Source organism: Cellulomonas septica (assembly GCF_012396155.1).
GTDB lineage: Bacteria > Actinomycetota > Actinomycetes > Actinomycetales > Cellulomonadaceae > Cellulomonas > Cellulomonas septica.
This window is the reverse complement of record NZ_JAAXOY010000003.1, coordinates 1-24,881: the sequence shown is the minus strand read 5'-3', so window position 1 is coordinate 24,881 and position 24,881 is coordinate 1. Positions and strand designations below refer to the sequence as shown.

General features: G+C 68.9%; 12 protein-coding genes and 1 tRNA gene. 9 read left to right on the top strand and 4 right to left on the bottom strand.

From position 1 onward, the window contains the following. Positions 1–6: 6 nt before the first annotated feature. Positions 7–840: an NAD-dependent protein deacetylase gene (locus HGA02_RS00825; RefSeq protein WP_168676523.1), complete on the bottom strand. Its 834-nt coding sequence runs from the start codon at positions 838–840 to the stop codon at positions 7–9. A 75-nt stretch (positions 841–915) separates the two neighbouring features. Between HGA02_RS00825 and HGA02_RS00820 the strand changes: the two genes are divergently transcribed. The 4 genes from HGA02_RS00820 to HGA02_RS00805 all read left to right on the top strand — a co-directional run bounded on the left by HGA02_RS00820 (position 916) and on the right by HGA02_RS00805 (position 11,219). After that, positions 916–1,005, top strand: a tRNA-Ser gene (locus tag HGA02_RS00820). A 750-nt stretch (positions 1,006–1,755) separates the two neighbouring features. Further along, positions 1,756–4,791, top strand: coding sequence for a hypothetical protein (locus HGA02_RS00815; RefSeq protein ID WP_168676521.1), 3,036 nt, complete (start codon positions 1,756–1,758; stop codon positions 4,789–4,791). A gap of 9 nt (positions 4,792–4,800) precedes the next feature. Further along, complete coding sequence (locus HGA02_RS00810) at positions 4,801–10,083, top strand: DEAD/DEAH box helicase (protein ID WP_168676519.1); 5,283 nt, start codon at positions 4,801–4,803, stop codon at positions 10,081–10,083. Further along, positions 10,023–11,219: a PD-(D/E)XK nuclease family protein gene (locus HGA02_RS00805; protein WP_343035181.1), complete on the top strand. Its 1,197-nt coding sequence runs from the start codon at positions 10,023–10,025 to the stop codon at positions 11,217–11,219. Before HGA02_RS00810 ends, HGA02_RS00805 begins: the two co-directional genes overlap by 61 nt. A gap of 221 nt (positions 11,220–11,440) precedes the next feature. On the opposite strand, the gene vsr is transcribed toward HGA02_RS00805, so the two are convergent. Then, positions 11,441–11,839 (bottom strand): DNA mismatch endonuclease Vsr, encoded by a 399-nt coding sequence (vsr, locus tag HGA02_RS20675; protein WP_343035180.1) that lies wholly within the window; start codon positions 11,837–11,839, stop codon positions 11,441–11,443. Between the two features lie 94 nt (positions 11,840–11,933). Further along, complete coding sequence (locus HGA02_RS20670; protein ID WP_168676515.1) at positions 11,934–13,460, bottom strand: DNA cytosine methyltransferase; 1,527 nt, start codon at positions 13,458–13,460, stop codon at positions 11,934–11,936. Positions 13,461–13,705: 245 nt separating this feature from the next. Here HGA02_RS20670 and HGA02_RS00790 point away from each other — a divergent pair, with 245 nt between their 5' ends. The 3 genes from HGA02_RS00790 to HGA02_RS00780 are packed head-to-tail and all read left to right on the top strand — an operon-like array spanning position 13,706 to position 19,756. Further along, positions 13,706–15,943 carry a GmrSD restriction endonuclease domain-containing protein gene (locus HGA02_RS00790; protein WP_168676513.1) on the top strand — a complete coding sequence of 746 codons (2,238 nt, stop codon included), beginning with the start codon at positions 13,706–13,708 and terminating at the stop codon, positions 15,941–15,943. After that, positions 15,940–18,678 (top strand): Z1 domain-containing protein, encoded by a 2,739-nt coding sequence (locus HGA02_RS00785; RefSeq protein ID WP_168676510.1) that lies wholly within the window; start codon positions 15,940–15,942, stop codon positions 18,676–18,678. Before HGA02_RS00790 ends, HGA02_RS00785 begins: the two co-directional genes overlap by 4 nt. Then, on the top strand, positions 18,671–19,756 hold the full coding sequence (locus tag HGA02_RS00780) for a PD-(D/E)XK motif protein (protein WP_168676508.1): 1,086 nt from the start codon (positions 18,671–18,673) through the stop codon (positions 19,754–19,756). Before HGA02_RS00785 ends, HGA02_RS00780 begins: the two co-directional genes overlap by 8 nt. A 202-nt stretch (positions 19,757–19,958) precedes the next feature. Here HGA02_RS00780 and HGA02_RS00775 read toward each other — a convergent pair whose 3' ends face one another. Further along, positions 19,959–20,990, bottom strand: coding sequence for a LacI family DNA-binding transcriptional regulator (locus HGA02_RS00775; protein WP_168676506.1), 1,032 nt, complete (start codon positions 20,988–20,990; stop codon positions 19,959–19,961). 97 nt (positions 20,991–21,087) lie between these two features. Between HGA02_RS00775 and HGA02_RS00770 the strand changes: the two genes are divergently transcribed. Next, on the top strand, positions 21,088–22,413 hold the full coding sequence (locus HGA02_RS00770; protein ID WP_168676504.1) for an MFS transporter: 1,326 nt from the start codon (positions 21,088–21,090) through the stop codon (positions 22,411–22,413). Positions 22,414–22,469: 56 nt separating this feature from the next. Then, a complete protein-coding gene (bglX, locus tag HGA02_RS00765) occupies positions 22,470–24,728 on the top strand; it encodes a beta-glucosidase BglX (protein ID WP_168676502.1) in 2,259 nt (752 codons plus the stop codon). Positions 24,729–24,881: the final 153 nt, after the last annotated feature.

Genomic DNA, 24,881 nt, shown 5'->3' with positions numbered 1-24,881 from the left:
CGCTCGTCAGAGCGTCGATGCGAGGGCGGTCAGGGTCTCCGACGTGCCGGCGTGCAGCGTGACCGTCGCGTGGCGGTCGCCGCGGGTCGTGCCGCGGTTGACGATCACCACCGGCTTGTCCGTCTGCGCCGCGTGCCGCACGAACCGCAGCCCCGACTGGACCTGGAGCGACGAGCCGGCGACCAGCAGCGCGTCGCCGTCGTCGACCATCGCGTACGCCCGCTCGACCCGCTCACGCGGGACGGTCTCACCGAAGTAGACGATGTCCGGCTTGAGCATCCCGTCGCACACCGCGCAGTCAGCGACGACGAAGTGGCTCGTCCGCTCGATGACGGCGTCGGCGTCGGGCGCGATCTCGACGTCGGCGACCTCGTCGGCGAAGTGCGGGTTCAGCTCCTCGAGCCGCTGGGCCAGCTCCGTGCGCGGGATCACGCGGTGGCAGCCGAGGCAGACCACGCGGTCGTAGCGTCCGTGCAGGTCGATGACATTCCGCGAGCCCGCGGCCTCGTGCAGCAGGTCGACGTTCTGCGTGATGAGGCCGAGCACCGTCCCATCGCTTTCCATCTGCGCGAGCGCGAGGTGCCCGGCATTCGGCTGCGTGCGGCCCACGTGCCGCCAGCCGACGTGGTTGCGGGCCCAGTAGTGCCGCCGGAACCGGTCGTCGCCCGTGAACTGCTGGAACGTCATCGGCGTGCGCGGCGGCGAGTCCGGGCCGCGGTAGTCGGGGATCCCCGAGTCTGTCGAGACGCCCGCCCCGGTCAGCACGGCGAGGCGTCGGCCGCGCAGCACGTCGACCACGTCGGCCAGGGTGCCTGCGGGGTCGAGGACGGCATCGCTCACGTCCCCACGGTAAGCCGCGGTCCGCCGAGGGGCCGATTCGGTGCAGCGGCTCCGACCGGGTACTCTTCTCCGCGAGGTAGCGTGTCCGAGCGGCCTAAGGAGCACGCCTCGAAAGCGTGTGTGGGTGAAAGTCCACCGTGGGTTCAAATCCCACCGCTACCGCCAGTCGAAGGGTCCCACCCGCAAGATCATGCGGACGTGGGGCCCTTCGCCGTTGCGGGGCCCTCTACGGATCGCCGCTCATTGGCCCGCCGTGCGCACCCGAAGCGGCAGTCGGCCACGACGCGGGCAGCCACGAGGCGGAAGTACTCGCTGAGCCGGACCAAGTGGGGAGCGGGCGCCTGGGGCGGACACCGGCCCACTTTGGTGGACTGGATCGCCAGATAGGCCGCGACCTGGTCGATGGTGATCTCGGCGTCGACGGCAGCGTCGTCGCGAACGTCGGGACGTCGGTCAGCTGGCGAGGCGGAGTGTCCGTTCAACGTCGCCGTCGAGGGGGTCGCGGTGCAATGCACGACGCAGACCGCCTCGCGTACCGCCGCTTCGAGTGCGGTGGCCGGGAGGGGTGCCGGAGGTCGTCGGACCGTCGAGACGCACGAGCGTGGGGGTGGACCAGGTCGCGCGCCCGAACTCGCGACCGTTTCGTACTCGGGGCACGCGAGGTCCTTCCGGCCGCGATCCCGCACGCCGAGGTCGGTTGAACGTCACAGCCCCACGATCACGGACGCGGTGTCGTAGTGGTAAGGCTTTCGGCTAAGGATCGCGACCTGAAATCCTCCCCTGCCCTGTACGCGCAACGGGTGACTTGTCCAGCCTTACGGCGGATCGAGGCCTGGAATAGCCGATCGCAAGCCTTCCATGTCAGCGGTTGGGTCCACCATCCTGGCATCGGAGATCGACACGGTGGGAGTAGCGGTGGGCGAGGAGTGGCTGGAATACGAGCGCTGGACGGCTGCAATCGCCAAGGTCGTGTATCCCGAGACAGCCGATGCCGTGCCGGCGTATCTCGACCTTGAAGCGGATGTGCTCGCCGCGATCGCCGCCCAGGCGGGCTATCAAGGCAATGCGCGAGACGGCCTACGGGAGGCCGTCCTAGGTGTGACGTCTGCAGGTGGCCCGTTCTCGCTGACTCCTTTGATGCGGCGCGAAGACGCTTGGCGCCTATCACGGGAGGTCGAAGCCGCACCTCCGGGCCTTGGCTTCCTCGCCCTCACCGTGCTGGCAGCGGAGGAGATGGGGGCAGCGGATGACGGATTCAGCCAGAACGCGTACTACGCGCGTCTGAGCACCTTGCTAGGACTGCCCGCCGACTCTCACAACGTGCGCTCGCAGTACATGGCTCGCGCCGAGCAGCTCTGGGGCGACCTGAACCGATGGTTGGAGCGACTCGAAGGTCGGCGGGGGACGCCCACCGCCTACTCGTTGTCTTTTCGCTACGTCGGTCTCCCGGTCTCGCAGGCGTTGGTGCGCGAGGGCGACCGGAGAAGGTTCCCCACCTTCTTCGCGCAGTACGGCCTGCCCGCGGGGAGTGAGATGGCTCCGGAAGCGCTGGAGCGGTATCTCGACGCTTGGTTCGCGAGCGAGTCCTGCCCCATCTCGGCGTTGCTGAAGAAGCTGTGGGGTAGGGGATCAGCAAGGGAACGCATCGCGACGGTCGCTGCAGTCGAGCTTGCCGGATGGGACGGCACGGTCGAGGTCGGACAGACGCCGCTGGCCTCGTCCGTCCAACGTACTGCCCTGATGGCGCAGCTACGGCGGGGCTTCATGGGAGAGAGCCTCGACCTTGCGCTCACAGTCCGCGCGGCCGCGGATGACGACGTCGCCTCCGGCGTGGAGGTGGAGTCAGCCAACGGTCAGTGGATGCCCGTTGGCTTCGTGCCGGCAGCGGCGAACGTCTGGCGGACGAGCTATTCAGGCGACATCGACGTCAGCTCTGTGCTTGAGGGCGTAGTCAGGCTCCGCACCGTGGCCGCCGTTGACCGGCCGATGCTGCACCATCCCAGGAGCGTCGTGCCATTAGTGCTTGACGAGCTCCAGGCCGCCTACGTCGAGGCGGAGCGCCTGCAGCTCAACGTCGACAGCATGGTGCTCGTGCGCACGTCGGCAAGTGGGCGTCCGATCGCCGCGAACGTCGTGAAGATCCTTGAGACGTGCGCACGTCCGGGCTTCACCGTCCACACGCATCTCGCCGGCCTACCTGAAGGATGGGCGCTCGTCTCAGACGTGCAGCTGTTCAGCTCACCCGGTGGAGGCACCCCGTACAACGAACTCGTGCCGCTGGCCCGCGACCAGCTCACCATCGCTGGCGGCATGAGGATCCCTTCGCGGATCCGCAAGTGGTCTGTTGTCGCACCACCAGAACTCAGGGCATCAGTGGAATCGGCAGCCCACCTCTCGATCGTTCTCAGCGATGGCGATGACCGTAAGAACGAGCTGCACCGATGGACGAGTGAAGGTGGTGCACTCGTCGTAGATCTGGCTCATGCCGGACTGCCCGTCGGCGACTACGGAGTCGCATTGTTCGCGGGCGAGGCAAAGTCTCCACTCCAGCAGGCAACGGTCAGGCTCCGCTCGGCGGACGAGACAGATCCGGGCTGGGAGCTGGCCCCACGCTTGGTCTACGGGCTCACCAGCCCCGGCGGACCCGTAGCAATGCTCACGGCCCGCGAACTCGACGGAGTCGTGCCTGACGTGTTCATCGACGGGGCAGCCGCGGAGGGCGACAACCCGGCGCGACCAGCTGCCATCTCTAAGGCGGCGAGGTCGTTGGTGTGGAAGCCGAAGGGCGAGTCGCCGCCCGCCCCTGTCGTACGCATCGGCACGCCAGACCCCAAGTCGTGCGTCGTGACCGGCGCCCACTACCTCGTGTATCCGACGTTCATGGGCGGCTGGCAGCCGAAGTACATCGACGGCGTTTGCAAGTACTGCGGACTGGTCAAGCGATCGCCGGGCTGGATCCCTAGGCATGCACAGAGGAAGCCTGTGGCCGGCGATAGCGGCCACGTCGAGGTCGCCGCCCTGCCGCCCGTCGAACACGCGCAGGGGCGGCTCTGGGACGCTGCCCTCGACGCGATCATGCACCTGGGTGGGGGGAAAGCCGCTGGCCTAACGTCCATCGCGTCCCAGATCGACGGCAGCGCGCTTTTCACGAACGGCTTTCCGGGCCGCCTCGAGGCACTCGGCCACGTCGCCATCGAGCGTGCCGCCGATGGCGCATTGGACCGATGGGAGGTCTCGCCCTCCTGCCTCGTTCCGCGAGGCTCCGACTCGGTCGAGTTCGTAGGGTTCTGGCCTGACTCCTTGATTGACGACCTGCTCGACTCCGCTGGCCTGGACCGAGGTCGCCTACGGCGCGAGCATGCTGACGGCCAGCCCTCTCGTCGCCTCGTCGACGGGGTCGACGCCACGGCGGTCACCGCGGCCGCGCAGGAAACCGGGCTCGCGCGCGTGGTCTGGGACGCAACTGACGACATGCTTCGCGCACTACCGCCGCTGTCAGCGGTTGCCGCGGAACTGCCACGACGGCCAATGCCCGGCTACGGCCAGGCGGAACGCTTCGTCGTGGACTCAGCCTCCTGGGTCGAGACGAGTGATGTCTCGCTTCCAGGTGCGTACCGGCTGACGCGCGGTTTCGAGAGGCTGCACATCTTCCGCTCGGATGACGATGTCACCGCCGGTGAGGCAGTGCAGGCCTCCGTATACCTCGTGAAGCACCTCGCAGCGAACGCGCTCGGACGATCTCTCGTCATGCACGTGGCCAAGCACGGGTTGCTCGCTGTCCCGCTCGGCTCGGACCTACCAGGGCTCTACGAGCGAGCCGCTGTGCTGGCCAGCGGCATCCTCCCGAGAGCCACCACGCTCACAGGGGGCGAGATCAAGCGTCGCTGCCTCGTCTACTCCTCGATCACCTCGGAGCAGGCCGACCTGCTCACCACGCTTCTCTCGCGATAGGTGCCCGTCATGGAACCGACCAACCCGCTGCACCTCGCGGACGACCTCCGCGAGGCGTACCTCAAGTACTTCGACACGGCGTTCTGGCTTGCAGACGAGTCGTTGATGCGTGAGCGGCGGGCGCTCTTGGAGGAGCCCGGCGCGCTCGTGGGCGAGGTGCTGCTCGAGCCCGTGCTGCCGTATCCGAACGTCGTCCCTCTTCTGGACCTGGCGCCAGTAGTCGGCGTCAGCCCCGACACGGCGCGCCGGGTCGCGCAGGCCGTCTTCCCGGCCGTTGACCCGGCAGACCTGAAGCTTCGAGAGCACCAGGCCCAGGCCATCCGCCATGCCCTGGGTACTCGCGACGTCGTCGTCACCTCGGGAACTGGCTCCGGCAAGACGGAGTCGTTCCTGCTCCCGGTCCTGCTCAGGCTGGTGGAGGAGTCGCGGTCCTGGGGTCACCAAGCCGGCGCGAACTGGTGGTGGTCGGCAGCGGACCCTCAGTGGGTACCGATCCGTCACGCGGAGAGCCGTCCAGCGGCCGTCCGCACGCTGGTGCTCTATCCGACAAACGCACTGGTCGAGGACCAGATGACGCGCCTACGACGAGCTGTGCGGATACTGCGCGCGCAGTCGCCTCACGCGCCGGTCTGGTTCGGGCGATACACCGGGATCACGGAAGGATCTGGGGTCAAGCCGTCAAAGAGCGCAGCGGCTGAAGTCGCCGCCGGTGTGCGCGGCCTCGAGAAGGAGTACGAGGCGCTGCGGGAGGCAAACGAGAAGTCCGTTGCTGCGGGCAAGAGGTCGGACGACCTCATCGACCTGAGTCAGTTCCAAGACCCCCGCGGCGGAGAGATGCTGACCCGCTGGGACATGATCGCGAGTCCACCGGACGTGCTGATCACGAACTACTCGATGCTCAACACGATCATGATGCGCTCTTTCGAGGCCCCCATCTTCGACAAGACGCGTCAGTGGCTCGAGTCGGACGCCGGCAACGTGTTCACACTCGTCGTCGATGAGCTGCACCTGTACCGCGGCACGCAGGGAAGCGAAGTGGCCATGGTCGTCCGCTCGCTCCTGCGCCGACTTGGCCTTGACCCTGACTCCCCGCAACTGCGGATCATCGGCACGTCAGCGTCCCTCGACGTATCGCAGGGCGGTCTCGAGTACCTCGAGCAGTTCTTCGGCGTCCGCCGAGAGAGATTCCAGATCGAGCCCGGCGAGCCCGCTCACCTACCCGAGCCCAAGCCGCTCTCCCGCGACGAGGTCGAACACGGGACGCGTACCCCTGAAGAAGTCTCACAGCTCGTCGCACGAGCATGCGCCGACCCCGCATCTGGGCGCCTCCGCGCCACACCAGTCGGTGACCTCGCTCGGCGGCTCTTCCCAACCGAGCTCGACAAGGACGCGCTCATGCGCAAGGTCTTGGAAGGGCTCGCGACCCACGCCCCAGCCGCGACAGCGACGGCCGGCCCGTTCGTCCCCATACGGTCGCACGCGTTCGTCCGCACCCCGCGAGGCATGTGGGCCTGCTCGAATCGTCATTGCAGCGGCGTCGAGGAAGCATCCGAAACCCGCACAGTCGGCAAGCTGTACACGGCACCCGTCAACACCTGCTCGGCATGCGGCAGTCGCGTGCTCGAACTGCTCTACTGCTACGAGTGCGGAGACGCCAGTCTCGGCGGCTACGTTCTCGATCGCCAAGGACAGCAGACGCTGCTCGGACCTGGGCCGATCGATGAGTGGCAGAGCGGCAAGCCGGTATTCCTCCGCCCGCGGGAGCACTACACGTGGTACCGTCCCGGCGTCCTGCCGCCGGGCAAGGACTGGACCGCACAGGGACTGAAGTTCGCCTTCCAAGCAGTCGGGTGGGACCCCGCGCTCGGCTGTCTCGATTCCGCCGCCGGCGGAGCGCCCAGTGGCGTAGCCGTCACAGTCGCCAACGCCGGAGAGGGAGACCGAGTCCCCGCCCTGCCTACGCGCTGTCCGTCCTGCGGGTTCGACGCCAAGCAGCAGGACGGCGCCGCCTTCCGTTCAGGCAGGGTGCGCTCGCCCATCCGCGCGCACACGTCGGGTCTCGCCGCCGCCACCGAGCTGTACCTGTCGCAACTGATCCGCTCGCTAGCGCTGGGACGGGAAGGGCGCGACGCCATCGTCGATGCGAAGACCATTGTCTTCACCGACAGTCGCGACGACGCAGCACGAACCGCCGCCGGTGTGAGCCGTAACCATCACAGGGACCTCGTACGCCAGGTTCTACGCCGCGAGGTGGGGCGCGCGCCTGACCCGGCCGCCCTCCTCGACGTGATGACGCCAGAAGCTGCCAAGGCCGCTGGCCTTGGACTAGCGAAACTTGCCAGAGCCAGCCAGGAATACGGCCAAGATCTCACGGAAGCGCAGCGTCAGGCGCTTGAGGCCGCGTACGAGGTGCTCGGTCAGCAAGTCACCGTGCCGGTCGGCGATCTCTTCCAGCGCGTGAGCTCCTCGCTGGTCGCCTTGGGAGTGAATCCCGGCGGCACTAGCCCGTGGAACCACTACCTGGAAGACACACTCCACGGCACCACGCCGTGGTACCGGGCCTTCCCGCCCCCCTCGCCAGACGCGTGGTCAGGCAACATCGTGGCGCAGGGCCAAGCGAAGCTCCTCAAGCAACTGCGAGCGTCCGTCGTCGAGGCGATGTACGACCGCGCCCGACGCGACCTCGAGTCCGTCGGCATCGCTCGCATCACCGTGGCGGACCTCGAACGCGTCGACGGACCCCTATCCGCGCACCATCAACGCGAGGTGTTCGACTCCGTCATCCGCATCCTCGGCACCCTTAAGCGACACGACGAGAGCAGCGCCGGCGGCGTGCAACCGGAAGCAGTGATGCCCGCGCCGGTCCGCCGCTTCGTGGAAGCCGCAGCTGGCCATCTCGAATCGCCGGCTCAAGAGGTGCTCGCGCAGGTCGAACGCCTGGCCGCGACGCCGGCCGCCCTTGCAGGAGTCTCCGGATGGCTCCTCATGACCGCGTCAGCTGCGACGTCGCTCGTTGTCGTCCCCGCAGGTGACACACGCTGGCGGTGCCAGAAGTGCAACTACATCCACCTGCATCCCAGCGGCGGTGTCTGCGCCAACAGGCAGTGCCACCGTGGTCCGCTCGTCGAGGAGCCGCTCGACGAGGAGCTCAACGACTACTACGCGTGGCTCGCGCACCAGGACCCGCGCCGCCTGGCAGTTGCGGAGCTCACCGGACAGACCAAGCCGCTATCAGAGCAACGCGGCCGCCAGCGCCGGTTCAAGGGCGCGTTCACCAGAACCGAGCACCCCCTTCCGGACGAGCTGGACGTCCTCTCCGTCACAACGACGATGGAGGTAGGCGTCGACATCGGATCGCTGCGCGCAACGATGATGGCGAACATGCCGCCTCAGCGGTTCAACTACCAGCAGCGCGTGGGCCGCGCGGGACGCGGGAGGCAGGCCTTCAGCTACGCGTTGACGCTCTGCAGAGATCGAAGCCACGACGAGTACTACTTCCAGCGACCGGGCAGGATCACCGGCGACATCCCGCCGCAGCCGTTCCTTGACCTCAGTCGCCGCCGCATCGTGCAGCGCGTGATCGCCGCGGAATGCCTCCGCGCGGCCTTCCTCACGCTCCCGGACGGCCCGCGGTGGACTGCAAGCAGCAACCACGGGACGTTCGGTCAGACCCACGAATGGAACCAGTACCGAACCGCCGTCGCTGCATTCCTCGCAGCAGACAAGAGCGTCCGGCCCGTAGCTGAGCGCCTCGCGGCGCACACACCCCTCGAAGAAGGACACGTCGACGACATCGTCTCCTGGGTAAAGAGCGACCTCGTGAGCGCCGTGGACGCCGTGGTCGCGAGCGAGGCTGGCAGCTCGGACACCGAGCTCAGCGCCGCACTGGCGCGCTACGGCCACCTGCCGATGTTCGGGTTCCCAACCCGCGTACGGAGCCTGTGGGATCAACCGATCAGGAGCACGACATGGCTGGCAGACCATGCTGTGGCGGACCGCTCGCTCGACATGGCGATCGGCGCCTTCGCACCCGGCGCCGAGGTCGTCAAAGACGGTCTGGTGCACACCGTTGCTGGCTTCGCGAGCTACCGCCCGCTCGGCAAGAGCGTCCAGGCGCTCGACCCGCTTGGCACCGCGAAGACTCTCGGCCGGTGCGACAAGTGCGGGCGCAGCCAACTAAGTCCCTCGGGCGATGTCTGCGAAGCCTGCTTCGGACCGCTCACCATGCTCGACGTCTATGAGCCTCGAGGCTTCCGCACGACGTACAAGGCCCGGCCGTTCAACGATGACAGCGACATGCCCTCCGGGGCGGGGGCACCCGAACTCTCCGTCGGCGGCGCATTCTCAGCGCTCAACCCGCTCCTCGCAGTCGACCTCGAACTGTACGAACAGAGCCGTCTCGTCACCGTCAATGACAACTTCAAGCAGGGTTTCACTTTCACGCCAGATTCCGACGGCACGATCCTCGCGAGCCAAGGCAAGCCCGGCGCACTCCGACTGCAGGCCATCGGCGAAGTTCGCGTAACCGATGCCCTGCTCGTGACACCAAAGCGACTGTCGATCCCAACTGGCGCCATTGGCCTCCACGACCAGCCCTCAGGGCGCGCGGCCTACACCTCCCTCGCCGAACTGCTTCGCAGGGGGGCGAAGGACGTCCTCGACCTGGATCCCGGCGAGCTCACCGTGGGGCTCGTGCCGGTCCGTGTCCCCCTGATGGCCTCCGAGGAGCCCGACGCAAAGTCACAGGTCGCCGCAGCCATCTACCTCGCGGACACGGCCGAGAACGGTGCCGGCTACGCCGCCGAGCTCGGGCGCCCGGAAGTCTTCGAACCGCTGTTGGGCAGGACCCTTGCGGACACGATCGACCGGTGGCAGAACACCGGTCACGGCCGGACGTGCGACCTGTCATGCCCGGACTGCCTCCGCTCATACGACAACTCGCGGCGCCATGCCCACCTCGACTGGCGGCTCGCCATCGACCTTCTCGAGCTCGTTGCGGGCGGGGCGTTGACCGTGGGCCGATCCTTGCCGGCCAACACCGAACTCCTCGCTCCGTCCGCGGCGGCGCTCGGGGGCGCCCACGCACGCATGATCGGAGAGGTGCCGGCGATCGCCCGGGGCGGCCGCTGCGTCCTCCTCGCCCACCCGTTGTGGCGGTGCGACCCGGACTGGTTCGTCAGTGAGCAGGCGGAGGCGCACGTGCTCGCGAGCGACACTTTCGAGTCCGTGACGTGGCGCGACGTTCGCGACTTCCGCCGCAATCCGCTGTCGATCTGGCCGCATCTGCAGTGACGATCTCGACGCCACAGCCGCAGCCGTCCGCGCCGTCGTACGTGTCGGCGACTCTGCTGGCGACCTACCGAGCCTGTCCGCTCCGCGCTGCGTACGGGATGGATCCGCAGTGGCGCCACCTCCGCCGCAGCGGCCTCCGTACCGCGCTCGGCACCGCTGCACATGCTGTTGCTGCTCGCGCCGGGGCAGGAATGTCCTTCGACGTGGTCTGGGACCAGGAGACGACGAAGGCGCGTACGAAACTCGCGCAGGAATGGGCGCCGGCGACACCGCCGGCAGTCAACAACTGGCCCGGCGCGGCGCTCACGAGGGCCAAACTTGCCAAGGGCTGGAAGTCGGGTCGGCCCCAACACGGGCCCACCGCCTTCGTAGGGCCGTCGAAGAAGTTGAGGACGGCAGAGGCGAGCGGTGAGGTGCATCCACCTCTTCCATGGCGCGAGCGCTGGCTGCAGCCCGGTGGTTCGCGACTCGCTGGGCGGCCCGACGTCGTCGAGCGTACCGACCGACTGCGCGTTGTGGACCTCAAGACTGGGGTCTGGCAGCAGTCCATGACTGACGCGCAGCGAACTCAGCTCCTCTTCTACTGCCGGTTGGTGCAGCTCGACCTCGGAGAACTTCCCACGCGCGCAGCAGTGAGGACAGCTGACGGTGAGGAGGAAGAGATCGAGGTCCGTCAGAGTGAGGTCTTGGAGATCGAGAGGGCCGCGCTCCGGGTCCTCGACGACCTTCAGGCTGCTGCTCACGGTGCGCCGCTCGAGGGGCGGCCGGCCGAGGACACATGCGCGACGTGCCCCTTTCGTGTCGCGTGCGGCCCGTTCCTCGAGGCCTACCAGCCTGATTGGCGGTGCGGCGCTGTACGGGCGGGCGCCCTCGTCGCTGTGCCGACTCCTGGTGCCTCACCTCCCCTGGCGGAGGCAGACGTGCTCCTCCCTGCGTGGGCAGCGGGTCGAGTTCGGCTGGTTGGTTTTCCGATCCCAGATGACGCGCAGCCCGGCGAGATCTGGGCCTTTAGCGATTTCGAGGGCCACAAGGGCACGGCGATGGCTCGATGGAATACCGTGCTTGCGCCGTGGAGCGAGGGTCGCGTCGACGCATCGGACGCCTCGCACGGCGTCGCCGTCCCTTTCTCCGGTTGACCTCTCGGGTCCGGAGAGCGATCTCGTCGTCGAGCACCGGAGAGAGCGTCAATGCGCTCCTGCGCCGACGGCCAGACCAAAGCAGTGCGAACGAGTAGGCCAAGTGCGAGAGCACCGCGCTGCAAGAGGTCCAGCTGCTTTTCCATCCCAAGCGCGATCCGGGTTGCGGAGCGCTTGAGGTGGCCCTTAGTCGATCAGACGTGCGCGAGCTCGGCCCGCGGTCACTGCGCCTCGGTCTGCGAGGCGGCGATCGCAGCTCGTACGCGGGCGGCCGCGTCCTCAAGGTCGACGTGCTCCCACACGCGGACGACCTGCCACCCGAGACTGCGTAGGTGGGTGTCGGTGTCGCGGTCGCGCGCCTGATTCGCAGCGAGCTTCTTCGCCCACCATGAACCATTGCTGCGTGGAGCCGTGCCGTGCAACGGGCAGCCGTGCCAGAAGCAGCCGTCGAGGAACACGGCGACCCTGCGCCTAGTGAAGGCGATGTCGATCGTGCGGCGTCGCATCTGCGGGACGGGGTAGGTGACGCGGAAGCGAAGGCCCTCGGCGTGCAGCGTCCTACGCAAGCTCAGCTCACGTTCGTTGTCCCGCCGACGGAGCCGGCTCATCCGCCGAGACACCTCGGCTCCGCTCGAACCGGGGTGCACCGGGACGTTGAAGGTTGGCACGCCGTCGATACTCCGCCACGTCGATGCCCGCGTGCGAGCGTTCCTGCTATGCCGATGGCGTATCGAGCGGCGATGAAGGACCGAGGACGACCTGGGGCTTGAGCGGAGCAGCGTCGACTGCCGCAAGGAGCCGCGCCGCCCACTTCCGCTGCTCGTCGTCGTCGAGGTGCACCCGCTCTGCGTCGCTGAGCAGGAGTCGATCGCGTTCGATGTGCTGGCGTAAGACATGGGCGACCGCTCCGACGGCAACGCCGTTGCCGAGCTGCTTGTAGGTCGTCGCGTCGCTCTGCCCGGGAAAGACGAAGTTGTCGGGGAGGCCTTGCAGCCGAGCCGTTTCCCGGGGCGTGATCCGGCGAGCCAAACGACCGATGATCGATGTCTGCGTGATCGCGACGAGAGCGGGAAGGTACGTCTCCTTCTTCGCGCGGATACCCGAGGGGCGTAGCTGGATCACGGTGCTCCACAGGCTCGCAGCGTCTTGCGCCTGCCACTCGAGCTTCCGCCGCGATGGCGGAAACACCTCGGTCCTGAAGATGCCCCAGCGGTACGCCCACTCGAGCAGCGAGACATGATGGCGTGCGAACAGGGCATGGTTGTTGCGGAGGTGGCTCTGCTTCCAGCTTGGCAGCGAGCGGTCGACATGAGGCATCGTGACGATGTCGGGCACGAATCCCTGCGCCGCCGACTGCAGCGGCTTCAGAGCCTCGCCGTGCTCGAGCGCCGGGAAGTGCAGCGTCGCGACCTCGGGGAAGTCTCGCCACGCTTCCGCCCAGACGGGAAAGCCGGGCGGCGCCTCGCCGCGCGACCGCAGGATCTGCACGAACTCGTCCCACGCGTCGATCCAGTGGCGCTCGAAGGCCGTCAGGCCGTAGCCGGCCGGCGGAACATCGTCGAGCACGTCGAGCAGGTGCCAGCCGTCGGTGCTCGACTTGGGGTCGAACCGCGAACCGTCGTCGTCAGAGAGCGGGAACCGGTCCTTCATCGAGGCGACCGGCTCAGGGCCCGCCGCCTCTGGAGGGACGCGTGACATCACGTCAGAGCGGGTTGCTGTGATGAAGACCCGCTCGCGCACCTGCGGAGTACCCCCGAGGCGCGGCGGTAGCAGGTGGGGCGAGAAGATCGCAGGCGTGCGGCTCACGTGGTAGCCGAGCTGCCGGAGCGTGGCGATGATGACGTCCCACTCATGCTCGTGCCGCGGACCGATGAGGTTCCGGACGTTCTCCAGCAGCACGACGAGCGGTCGCTTCGCCTCGATGATCTTGGCGATGTTGTAGAAGAGGGTGCCGCGGGCCTCGTCCATGCCGCGCTGCGCCCCCGACTTGCTGAACGGCTGGCACGGGAAGCCGGCGCAGAGCACCTCATGGTCAGGGATCTCGGCCGGATCATCGAGGGTGATGTCCCCCGCGACGTTGAACCCGGAGGCAGGGTGGCCCCAGTTCGCCTCATAGACTCGGCGCGCCCGTGGATCCATCTCCACCGCGTAGACACACGTCCCGCCGAACGACTTCATCGCCGCGTGGAAGCCCCCGATCCCAGCGAACAGGTCGATGAAGCGGAACCCTGGCTCTCCCATGGCAAGAAGCGTATGAGCTCGCGCCCACAGCTGACGCCCACGACGCGGCTCGCGGGACACGGAGATCACCGGCGTGCGACGAGGGCGGTGGTCGTGGCCGCATCGGCCTCGCTGCATTCGGGCTAATCCGGGCTCTGCCAGTAAGTCGTCGATACGAGCGCTGCGAGCCGAGCCATCATGTACTCGTCACCATCGACCCACGTGCGCCCGTCGTCGAGCGCGCGTCGCGCAAGCAAGGACACGACGTGGCCCAATACCAGAGCGCGACCTCGAAGGCCGAGGCCACCGCGCGCGCCTATCTCCTCGCAGGCTGGGAGGTCGAGCCTCTCGGCCCAGGCAGCAAGGAGAAGAAGTCCGCGCTCGTGGCGCTGGGCGCGGCCGTCGGCCTGGACCTGACGGATGTGGCCGGCAAGGTGGAGTGCGGGCGGCTCGTCGCGGCGGAGGTCGGCGTGCCGTGGGACGACGAGTGCTTCTCGCGGGGCGACACGGTCACCCTCACTGGACTCAACCGCCTGATCGATGCCGTGACTCGTCGACTTCTGAACGGAGCGGGCGGGCTCGACGCGCGCGCCTTCCACGAACTGACCATCGCCGCGGCGATTGCCGCGGCGTCCATGCGGAACAAGGAGTCCTCTTCGATGACGGAAGCACTCAGCGAGGTCGAGCAGAACATCGCCGAGCGCCTGGCTGAGCTCAGCATCCCCGGCCCCGCGGTGCCCGAGGGGGTCGAGGCGCCTACGACCCGTGCTCGGTTCGACGACATCGGATTCGCCGACGGCAGCTGGCGTGTCCACGTCGCCGCGGTCCAGGGTTGGCTTCATCTCCTCCACCAGCTGGACAGCAGCGACGGTCCGGCGTTCGACGCCTCGCTCGCGGCCGCTCTCGGCCTCGACCACGCGAGCCTCGGGCGGCACGACACCACCCTCCTCGAGCGGCTGTCTGAGCGGCTCGAGCGGGCCATCGCTCTTCGTGAGCAGTTCTACGAGCAGATGGAGAGAGCCCACGAAGGAGCGGCGACGCTCACGAGCGCGACCCAGGCATGGATCGCGGCATGGGAAGAGGTCGAGGACGAGGAGGAGGCTGAGGTCGGAGGTCCGATCGACGCCGCCGCGGACACCTGGCCCATCGCTCAGTTCGTCCAGCGCGCGGTGACCGGCAAGCTCAACCTCAGCCCGTCGTACCAGCGCGCCGACGTCTGGCCGACGAGCGACGCACAGCTCCTCATCGAGTCGGTGGTGCGCGGCATCCCCCTGCCGTCCGTGATCGTGCTGCAGACGCAGGACGAGGAGCGGCGCATCAGCTTCGAGGTCGTGGACGGCAAGCAGAGGCTGACGTCCATCCTCCGATTCATCGGCCAGCATCCTCGCGCCATCGAGATCGTGAAGGGAAAGGCTGTCGAGTGGGGCGTGCCGGACCTTCTCGAGACCTATCGAACCGACTATCCCGCGTTCAAGAAGCTCTGGAAGAAGCACGAGCAGACGAGCTTGAATGCAGCGCTGGAGCGTCAGAGCTTCTTCCCGTTCCCGCTGCGGGCAGGCGACAACGTCAAGTCGCTCAGCGGGGACCTCGCGAAGCTGCGCGGCAAGTACTACTGCCAGATCCGGGACGAGTACGTCGACATCGTCGGCGAGCGGTGGGACCTTGCTTACGTCTTCGAGCAGCAGGCGGACTACCGCATCCCTGTGATCGTCTACAAGCAGGTGACGACGGAGCAGGTGCATGAGGTGTTCAGCTTGTACAACAAGCAGGGGAAGCACCTCAACGCGGAGGAGATCCGTAACGCTCTCTTCCACAACCTCGCACTCATGAGGGCGCTTCTCGTCACAGCGGGCGATGCGGACGATGTCGCTACCGTGGCGCCGTTCCTCCAAGACGACTGGGACGACCTGTCGTCGACCAAGAGTGCGCTCGAGGGGTACGACTTCGGGCGTGCGGGCTACAAGCGGACGAAGCTCCTGTCGTGGGTCGCGGCTGTCCTCTTCGGCGCTCGAGGAACGGTGGGGACCAGGTCGACGGCGAGCACGATCAACACGCTTCTGAAGCGAGTCCAGGACACCAAGAACGACCTCCTGCGCGACGTCACGGTGGTCCGATCAGCGATGCTGCTGCTCGACCACGGCATCGATGCCCACGCCAGCATCACCACCGACGCGTGGGCGGACACGTTCCGGAACAGCACGGGCAAGGACGCATGGCAGGAGCTCCAGCTCGTCGCCAGCCTCATCGCACTCGGCGCTGCGCGCGCGGTTCTGGGAGATGAGCTCGATGAGAAACTCGACGACATCGTGCCTGCATTGCGATCCGCCTCGGAGACCTGGATCCGTCCGGCGAAGACGCAGACGAGCGAGCAGTGGAAGTACATGGCCAAGGTCGTCGACGAGTTCCTCGGCGTGCTCGGCGTGGACGTGGCCGATGCCGACGACCGGCTCCGGAAGGAGTTCGGGCACTCGGGGCTCGCCGAACTCGTGAGTCGGCGCGCGTGACCGAGCCGTTCGGAGGCGAGCGGCTGGTCCTGGCGGCCGGCCTGGAGGGGCAGAAGACGTGGTGGGACGTGTACGTCGACGCTCTGGCCAGATCGGGGATCGGGGGGGTCAGCCGAGACGTCATCGAGGCCGACTCGGAGCACATCCTGAGAAGGGGGGTGCTCGGGGCGGGTGACGCAGGGGATGCCGCATGGCCTGAGAGCAGGGTGCGGACGGGCGTAGTCATGGGTGCCGTGCAATCCGGCAAGACGGCGTCGATGATGGCGGTTGTCGCGAAAGCGCTCGATGCCGGCGTCGACGCCGTCGTCATCCTGGGTGGCACCCGGACGGCGCTCTGGGCGCAGACCTTCGAACGCGTCGTCGAGCAGTTCGGCGCGATGCCGGAGCCGCACGTGCGGCGAGTCCTCGTCCCACGGGAGGGAGCACTTCGCGACGCCGACACGGGCGTCGACGCCCGGTCGGCGTACCGGCTCACTCAGCAGCTCGCGAGGAGGGCGATCGCTCGGCGGCGGCCGCTGCTCGCCGTGGTGATGAAGAACGTCGCCCACATCGCGGCGATGGCTGAGACGCTCCAGGACACCGTCTTCCCCGCCGTCGAGGCTGAGGGACGACCGTTCCACCTGCTCGTCCTCGACGACGAGGCCGACGACGCATCGGTGGTCGGCGTCGTCGATCCGGACGCCGTGCGGCAGATCCCACGTCGGATCCTGGACCTGTGGGAGTCACGCCGGCGTCCCGGCGAGACGACGAACGCTCACGTGCACGCGACGTACGTCGCCTACACGGCTACGCCGCAGGCCAACTTCCTGCAGGATCCGGGGAACCCGCTCGCGCCGCGAGACTTCGTGGCTAGCCTCCGAGCACCAGGTCGAGAAGGGGTCGCTGAGGTCCGGTCGTCGTCGTACCGGGTGCCCGAGGGGGCATCTGGCTGGTACACGGGCGGCGACGTGTACTACCGGCTACTGGCTGAGGCGCCGCTGTGCGTGCCGACCGATACGAGCACGGACGCCTCGCTGATCGACGCCGTTCGCGGATACCTCGTCGCGTCGGCGCTGCGTGTGCTCCGGGACCCGAGCAGGAGCGGGCCGTACTCGGGTCGATCGGACACGTACGCCAGCCGTGGAGAGGCGGCAGCCGGTGCGGCGAAGCCGATGTCGATGCTCATCCACCCGTCGTCGTCGAAGGAGCAGCACTTCGACGTCGCCGCGCGGATCCTCGACTGGTCCGACGGAGCGGCACGCGACCGTCGCGACGGGGGTCCGCGGGCGCTCGGCATCCCAGGTGTCGTCGACGACCTGCGCGTCAACAGGCGCGCGTGGCTCAGGTGGTTGGAGGACTACAGGCGGTCCGCAGTGGTCGCCCGGGCGGCGCTCGAGCTGGCAGCTACACCGGCAGTTCCTGCCGAGGACGAGTGGGCGGATGTCGAGCGGCTGATCCTGGAGGAACTCGTGCCGGCTACCTCTGTCGCCGTGATCAACAGCGACGAGAACGCCGACGACCGGCCCCGGTTCGCGCCGATCGTCGACGCCGACGGCACATGGCGTGCGGCGCCGAACCTCTCCACCATCTTCGTCTCGGGCAACGTCATGTCGCGGGGTCTTACGCTCGAAGGGCTGACCACCACGTACTTCAGCAGGCGGAGCGACGATCCGCTCGCGGACACGCAGATGCAGATGCAACGCTGGTTCGGCTACCGAGGCAGCTACATCGACCTCTGCCGGGTGCTGCTCGATGCCGACCAACTCGAGCTGTTCCGGCTCTACCACGAGAACGACGAGGCGCTGCGGAGGGACGTCCTTGCAGCGATGCGGACCGAGGGGCCGCTGCCTGCGGTCGCCGTTCTGCAGGGCAGGTCGTTCAAGGCGACGGGGAAGATCGGCAACCTTCGCTCCGTGCCCGTCTGGCCTGGACCCAAACCCTTCGTCCGCCTCGTGAACCCGGCGGGAGCGGACGAGGAGAACCACGAGCTGGTCGCTGGCGTCTTCTCCGACGCCGTGCTCAAGGTGCCGTCGGAGACGGGGAGTCGCGGCCTCCTGCTCGAGCGGCGGTTCGATCTCCTCGAGACCGCCGATCTCCTGGACGGCCTGCGCTACGTGCACCACGGCCCGGGGCAGGACAGCTCGGAGGCGCACCGTTGGGCGTCGGTGGAGCATCACGCCGATCTCGACGACGGTGACCCGGCTTTCCCCCTGTTCAGGGCACCGTACGTCGCCGACAGCATCGATCTCGGCCTTTCGTCTCCCTACGCGATCGCGGCGTACCTCCGGCTGTGGGCCGCGGCTCTGGAACGGTCCATCCCGGGCATGGTCACCACTGACGAATCCCCTCTGCTCTGGAGGCTCCTCGACCTCGACGTGAAACGAGAACAGCAGCCGCGGTTCTCGATCGGCGTGAGATTCGGCGAAGGCGACCCGATCGCCACCGGGGCGCTGATGCGTCTGCCTGCCACCGTCCGGCCGATGCGGCGGGCGACAGTCGGCGGGACCATGTCGAGCACGTGGGGTTCGCGCAACGTCGGTGACGACGGCATCCGTGGCGACGAGCACTTCGACTACGTGGCCCGTGGGGAAGATGTCCCGACGACGACGAGCGGCTCGCGGTCGGCGGGCAGTGACGGCCTCGTCCTCTTCCATGTCGTGCGGATGGAGGTAGGCGCGTCGATAGCCGTGGGCATCGTGCTTCCGCTCGGAGGGCCCGATCATGTCGAGGCGCAGAGGGGAGGCGTTGGTGCCTGAAGGTCTGTCGTCGCCGTCCTACGAGTGGCTGCGCGCGAAGATCGCGCAGATGCCCGCTTCCACGGCAGGTGACGCGAGAGATCTGGTGTGGGCGGACGAGGCCAGGACCCTGGGGGTCTGCCGGGACGAGCACGGCCGTGTCGAGGTGTTCCTCACAGGGGCGCCCCTTTCTCCTCGCGACAAGCTCGTGGCAGAGAACCTCGTCCACGACGTCTGGGCCACGCAGCATGGTGACCATCTCGCAGCGAATCGGCTGGTCCTGCCAGCGATGCCGCAGCTGGACGGCTTCGCAGCATTCATCTGCGCCGAGCTCGTCGAGAACGGACTTCGTCGCGACCGTGACGCCGCCTTCGCGCGGTCGGAGCCCCTCATCGCACTGGGCTTGCGGCGAGCCGGGATCACGAACCAGACGCTCGTCGGTCTTGCCGGGGAGCTGTCGGTGCTGGCCGCGCTTACGGCGCGCGCAACCGAGGTGGCCGCCGTGGTGGACTGCTGGGCTGGCAGCGTCCCGTCGTCCCGCGACTTCCAGCTGGGGCCCGTCGGTGTCGAGGTCAAGACCACGACGGGAAGCCAGTCCGAGCACAGCGTGCAAGGCTTCCATCAGGTGGAGCTCGGAACCTCCGTCGGCGGGCTTCCGGAGAGCCACCTGTTCTTGCTGAGCATCGGTATCAGATGGCAAGCCGCCGGTTCGCCGGGCTGGACCATCCCCGCGCTCGTGCAAGCAATCGTTGGCCGTCTTCGGGAGCCGGATTCCGTTACCGCCTTCGTGGCAAAGGTCCAGCAGTACGGCGGTGATGCCTCCGCCGGTTACGACCATTTGAAGCATGCTCAGAGCTCGCGATTCCAGCAGCCGTTCCAACTCACGTTCGAACGCCTCTACGACCTTGGCGACGATCGCATCAAGCTGCTCCGCTCGACCGATATGGAAGGGGTCTCGCATGTCGACCCTGGGTCAGTCTCCTTTCGCGTGCGTCTACCAACGCGCGTCCGAGGTGACATCAACCCGATCTCGGGCCTGAGTTCCGTGACTTCGGCGCTCCTGGGCCTCGCTCCTGGCTTCGCCGAGGCGCAGGGCTGACGCATCGGCGTCCGAGCGACGCAGTCTTGAAGCGCTGGCCAGCGTGCGTCGCCGAGGTCTGAGGCTTCCGACGCCCTCGGTCCTCGACACGTCTCCTCGGCGAATTGGGGGGCCCGTCGTGCTTATCAAGTGTCGACGGGCCCCCGGGGTAGCGGAGCAGCGGCCTGTCGTCGGGTCGGCACTCGCCGTCAATGGAGACGGCTCAGGCGGACTCGCGGACCACGAGGGTGATGGCCTCGGAGCGTGGTGGGCGCGGTGGTGTGCCGCCGGCAAGGCGTTGGAGGACGGCGGCGGTGAGGTAGTCCATGAGCGCGTCGGCGTCCTGGCGGACGGTCGTCAGGGGCGGGTGCGCGAAGGGCGCGAGCGGGGTGTCGTCGACGCCGATGATCGCGAGATCGGCGGGCGCATCGAGGCCCAGGGAACGCATGCCCGCGAGCAGCGCGAATGCCTGATCGTCGTTGTAGGCGCACACGGCGGTCACGGCGGGTGACTCGGCTCGCCACGCGGCGACGACGGCGGCGGCGCCGGCGACGTCCATCGGCACGACGCGCGCGGACGGCTCCGACAGCCCGAGCTCGAAGGCCGCGGTGCGGACGCCGTCGAGGCGCAGGTCGCGGAAGACGGTGACGCGGGGGTCGTCGGGGAGGCCGTAGCCGATGTGCCGGTGGCCGGTCGCGGCGAGGTGCTGGAGCTGCGTGGCGCCGATGAGGGTGTGCGACAGCGTGAGGACGCCCTGGGCGGAGCGGCGCGGGCGGACGAGCGCGCTGACGACGGGGATGCCGGCGTCCTCCATGGCCTGCTGCTCCGCGTCGTCGAGCCCGTCGAGGCTCACGACGGCGGCGGGTGCGACGGTCCGCCACAGCCCGGACAGGGCCGAGCCGCCGGTCGTCCGACGCACGAACAACGACAGGCCCTGCGCCTGGAGGCGCTCCGTCAGACCCTCGACGAGGGTCACGACGGCGGGGCCGATGGGCCAGTCGGGGAGCAGGAAGAGGACGACGTCGCTGCGGCCGGTGCGCAGCGCGCGGGCGGCGCCATGGGGTGCGTACCCGAGTCGCGCGACGGCGTCCTGCACGCGCTGGCGGGTGGCCGCGGGGATCGTCTGGCCGGGGGTGTCGTTCAGGACGTAGCTCACGGTGGCCTGCGAGACGCCCGCTTCCCGGGCGACGTCGGTCGCCGTGACCCTCCGACGTGCAGTTCCGTCCGGGGAAGACGCGCGTCTTGACGGGGCCATGCGGGGAACTTTAACGTATCAGCGGCACTGATACGTAAAAGTGGGTTGAAACACCGGCCCGCGCACCCACAGTCCCCCGCCCTCCTCGGGAGTCCCGATGTCCACGAACCCCTACGGCCCGACCTCACCGACGACGGCGGCCGCGGTCGCCCTCGACGTGCTCGAGCCGCGCGACCGCCACTGGTTCAGCGAGCCCACCCGCAAGGTCGGACCGCGCTTCACGATCGCGCTGTTCGTCGCGCAGCTCGTCTTCTTCGTCGCCCTGCTCGGTCCGGCCATCGTCGGCATCGCGGTCAAGGTCGACTCGATCGTCCCGGAGGCGCAGCGGACCTCGGCCGTCGCCCTCGTCGCGGGCTTCGGCGCGGCGGCCGCGTTCGTCGCGAACGTGCTCTTCGGCCGGCTCTCCGACCGGACCACCTCGCGCTGGGGGCGGCGCCGCCCCTGGCTCGTCGGCGGCACGGTCCTCATGACGGTCGCGTTCGTCGTCATGGCGCTCGGCACGAACGTCGCGACGGTCACGATCGGCTGGTTCCTCGCGCAGATCGGCGCGAACGCCACCCTCGCGCCGTTCGTCGCGACGCTCGCCGACCAGGTGCCGAAGGTGCAGCGCGGCAAGATCGCCGCCGCGCTCGGCATGGCGCAGAACATCGGCATCTACGGCGGGACGCTCGTCGCGCAGTTCTTCCAGGACGACCTGCTCGTCATGTTCGTCGGGCCCGCGATCCTCGCGGTCGTCGCGATGGCCGTCTACGCGTGGGTCCTGCCCGACCAGGTGCTGCCCGGCAAGCCCGAGCGCATGGCGCTGCGCGAGTGGGTCACGACGTTCTGGGTCAACCCGCGCCGGCACCCCGACTTCGCGCTCGCGTGGTGGTCCCGGTTCCTCATCGTGCTCGCGACGTTCATGTTCACGACGTTCCGGCTGTTCTACATGCAGGACCGGATCGGCCTCGACGCGGGCGACGCCGTCGCGGCCGTGTCGACCGGCGTGCTCATCTACACGCTCGTGCTCGTCGCGGTCTCGCCCGTCGCGGGGTGGATCTCCGACCGGACGGGACGCCGCAAGGTCTTCGTCGCTGGGTCCACGCTGATCTTCGCGATCGGCACCCTGATGCTCACGCAGGCGAGCACCGTCGGGCAGTTCTACGCGGTCGAGGCCGTGCTCGGGCTCGCGTACGGGATCTACGTCGGTGTCGACCTCGCGCTCGTCGTCGACGTGCTGCCCAACCCCGACGACTCCGGCAAGGACCTCGGCGTCTTCAACATGGCCAACGCCATCCCGCAGACGCTCGCACCCGCGCTCGGCGGTGTGCTGCTCGCGGTCAACAGCGCCGTGAACCAGAACTACGACCTGCTCCTGTGGGTCGCCGGCATCGCGAGCGTCATCGGCGCGCTCGTCATCATCCCGATCAAGAAGGTCCGCTGAGCGTCGCGGCCACCGCCGCCACCGCCCGGAACCCGCACACCCCAGGAAGGACCGACATGACCGTCACCGACACCACCCGCGCCACCGACGAGAGCGCGATCCGCGCCCGCGTCGACGAGCTCCTCGCCGACATGACGATCGAGGAGAAGGCCGGCCAGCTCACGCAGTACTTCGCGTTCGACCTGCCCGAGGGCGAGGCCACCGTCAGCGACCTGCCGCAGAAGCCGGGTGAGGTCGACGACGCGCTCGCGCGCGGCGGGGCCGGCTCGCTGCTGTTCGTCAACGACGCCGCCCGCACCAACCGGTTGCAGCGGCAGGCCGTCGAGGGCAGCCGCCACGGCATCCCGGCGCTGTTCGGGTACGACGTGATCCACGGGCTGCGGACGATCCTGCCCGTGCCGATCGCGCTCGCCGCGTCGTGGGACCCCGACACGATCGAGCGCGGCCAGGCCGTCGCGGCGCGCGAGGCGCGTGCGGTCGGCATCCACTGGACGTTCGCGCCGATGGTCGACATCGCGCGCGACCCGCGGTGGGGCCGCATCGTCGAGGGTGCGGGCGAGGACCCGTACCTCGGCTCGGCGGTCGCGGCGGCGCAGGTGCGCGGGTTCCAGGGCGAGTGCCTCGGCACGCCCGAGCGCGTCGTCGCCGGTCCGAAGCACTTCGCCGGGTACGGCGCCGCGATCGGCGGGCGCGACTACGACGAGGTCGACCTGTCCGACCAGCAGCTCCGCAACGTCTACCTGCCGCCGTTCAAGGCCGCGGTCGACGCGGGCGCGGGCAACCTCATGACGGCGTACATGCCGCTCAACGGCGTGCCCGCGACGGCGAACGAGTGGCTGCTCAAGGACCTGCTGCGCGACGAGTGGGGCTTCGACGGCTTCCTCGTGAGCGACGCGAACGCGGTGCGCAACCTCACGACGCACGGCTTCGCCGCCGACCTCCCCGACGCCGCGGCGCGCGCCGTCGAGGCCGGGCTGGACCTCGAGATGGCCATCTCCGACCCGGCGTACGCCCACCTCCCGCAGGCCGTCGCGGACGGTCGCGTCAGCATCGAGGCCGTCGACGCGTGCGTCCGGCGGATCCTCGCGGTCAAGCTGCGGCTCGGCCTGTTCGACGACCCGTTCGTCGACGAGGACCGCGCCCGCGAGGTGCTCGCCGACCCCGCGCACCGCCAGGTCGCGCGCGAGGCCGCGCAGCGCTCGGCCGTCCTGCTGCGCAACGAGGGCCACCTGCTGCCGCTGCGCGCGGAGGCGCTGACCTCGCTCGCGGTGATCGGCCCGCTCGCCGACTCGAAGCGCGACACGCTCGGCCCGTGGGTCTTCGACTACGACCTCGACGAGACGGTCACGATCCTCGACGGCCTGCGCGCGCGCCTCGGCGACACGGCCGACGTCCGCTACGCGCCCGGCGTCCGCCCCGCGCAGCGCACGTTCCCGTCGATGTTCGAGATGTTCCCCGGCAACGCGACGCCCGACCCGGAGAACTTCGACGACGAGGCCGAGCTGGCCCGCGCGGTCGAGGTCGCGCGCAGCAGCGACGTCGCCGTCGTCGTGGTCGGCGAGTGGCAGGGGATGATCGGCGAGGCCGCGTCGCGGTCGTCGCTCGAGCTCCCCGGACGCCAGCTCGAGCTGCTCCAGGCGGTCGCCGCGACGGGCACGCCCGTCGTCCTGCTCGTCATGAACGGCCGCCCGCTCGACCTGCGCTGGGCCGCGCAGCACGTGCCCGCGATCCTCGACGTCTGGTACCCCGGCACGCAGGGCGGGACCGCCGTCGCCGACCTGCTGCTCGGCGACGTCGCCCCCGGCGGCAAGCTGCCGTTCTCGTGGCCGCGGACCGTCGGCCAGGTGCCGATGATCTACTCCCACACCACGTCGTTCGAGCCGCAGAACCAGGGCCGCCGCTACTGGGACGAGGAGAGCACCCCGCTGTTCCCGTTCGGGTTCGGGCTCGGCTACGGCGAGTTCACCTACTCCGACCTGCGCCTGGACGCCGAGACCCTGCCGCGCGACGGGCGTCTGACGGCGTCGGTCACCGTGACCAACACCGGCGCGCACGACGGCGACGAGGTCGTCCAGCTCTACCTGCACCAGCGCCACGGCCGCGCCGCGCGACCCGTCCGGGAGCTCAAGGGCTTCCGCCGCGTGCACCTCGCCGCCGGCGAGTCGCAGACGGTGACGTTCGAGGTCGGGCCCGACGAGCTGCGGTACTGGAGCGCCGCCGCGCGCGACTGGGTCGTCGACGCCTCGACGTTCGACCTCGGCATCGGCGGCGACAGCACGGTGCCGCTGACCGCGTCGTTCACCACGACCGCCTGACGTCGGGCTGCACGTCCCGGCGCACGTCCCGCGGCATCCCCGCGCACCCTCGACCCGGTGCGCGGGGGTGCCGCGTCCACGCCTGCACGGCCTCGGTGGTGGCGGGGAGTCCGGACCCGCTTCGCGACCTCGCGAGCGCCGGAGCCGCGCGGT

Bases quoted from the DNA above. Each gene is read 5' to 3' on its own strand.
- HGA02_RS00810 (WP_168676519.1), top strand. From the start codon at position 4,801: ATGGAACCGACCAACCCGCTGCACCTCGCGGACGACCTCCGCGAGGCG.
- HGA02_RS20670 (WP_168676515.1), bottom strand. From the start codon at position 13,460: ATGGGAGAGCCAGGGTTCCGCTTCATCGACCTGTTCGCTGGGATCGGG.
- HGA02_RS00775 (WP_168676506.1), bottom strand. From the start codon at position 20,990: ATGGCCCCGTCAAGACGCGCGTCTTCCCCGGACGGAACTGCACGTCGG.
- HGA02_RS00770 (WP_168676504.1), top strand. From the start codon at position 21,088: ATGTCCACGAACCCCTACGGCCCGACCTCACCGACGACGGCGGCCGCG.
- bglX (WP_168676502.1), top strand. From the start codon at position 22,470: ATGACCGTCACCGACACCACCCGCGCCACCGACGAGAGCGCGATCCGC.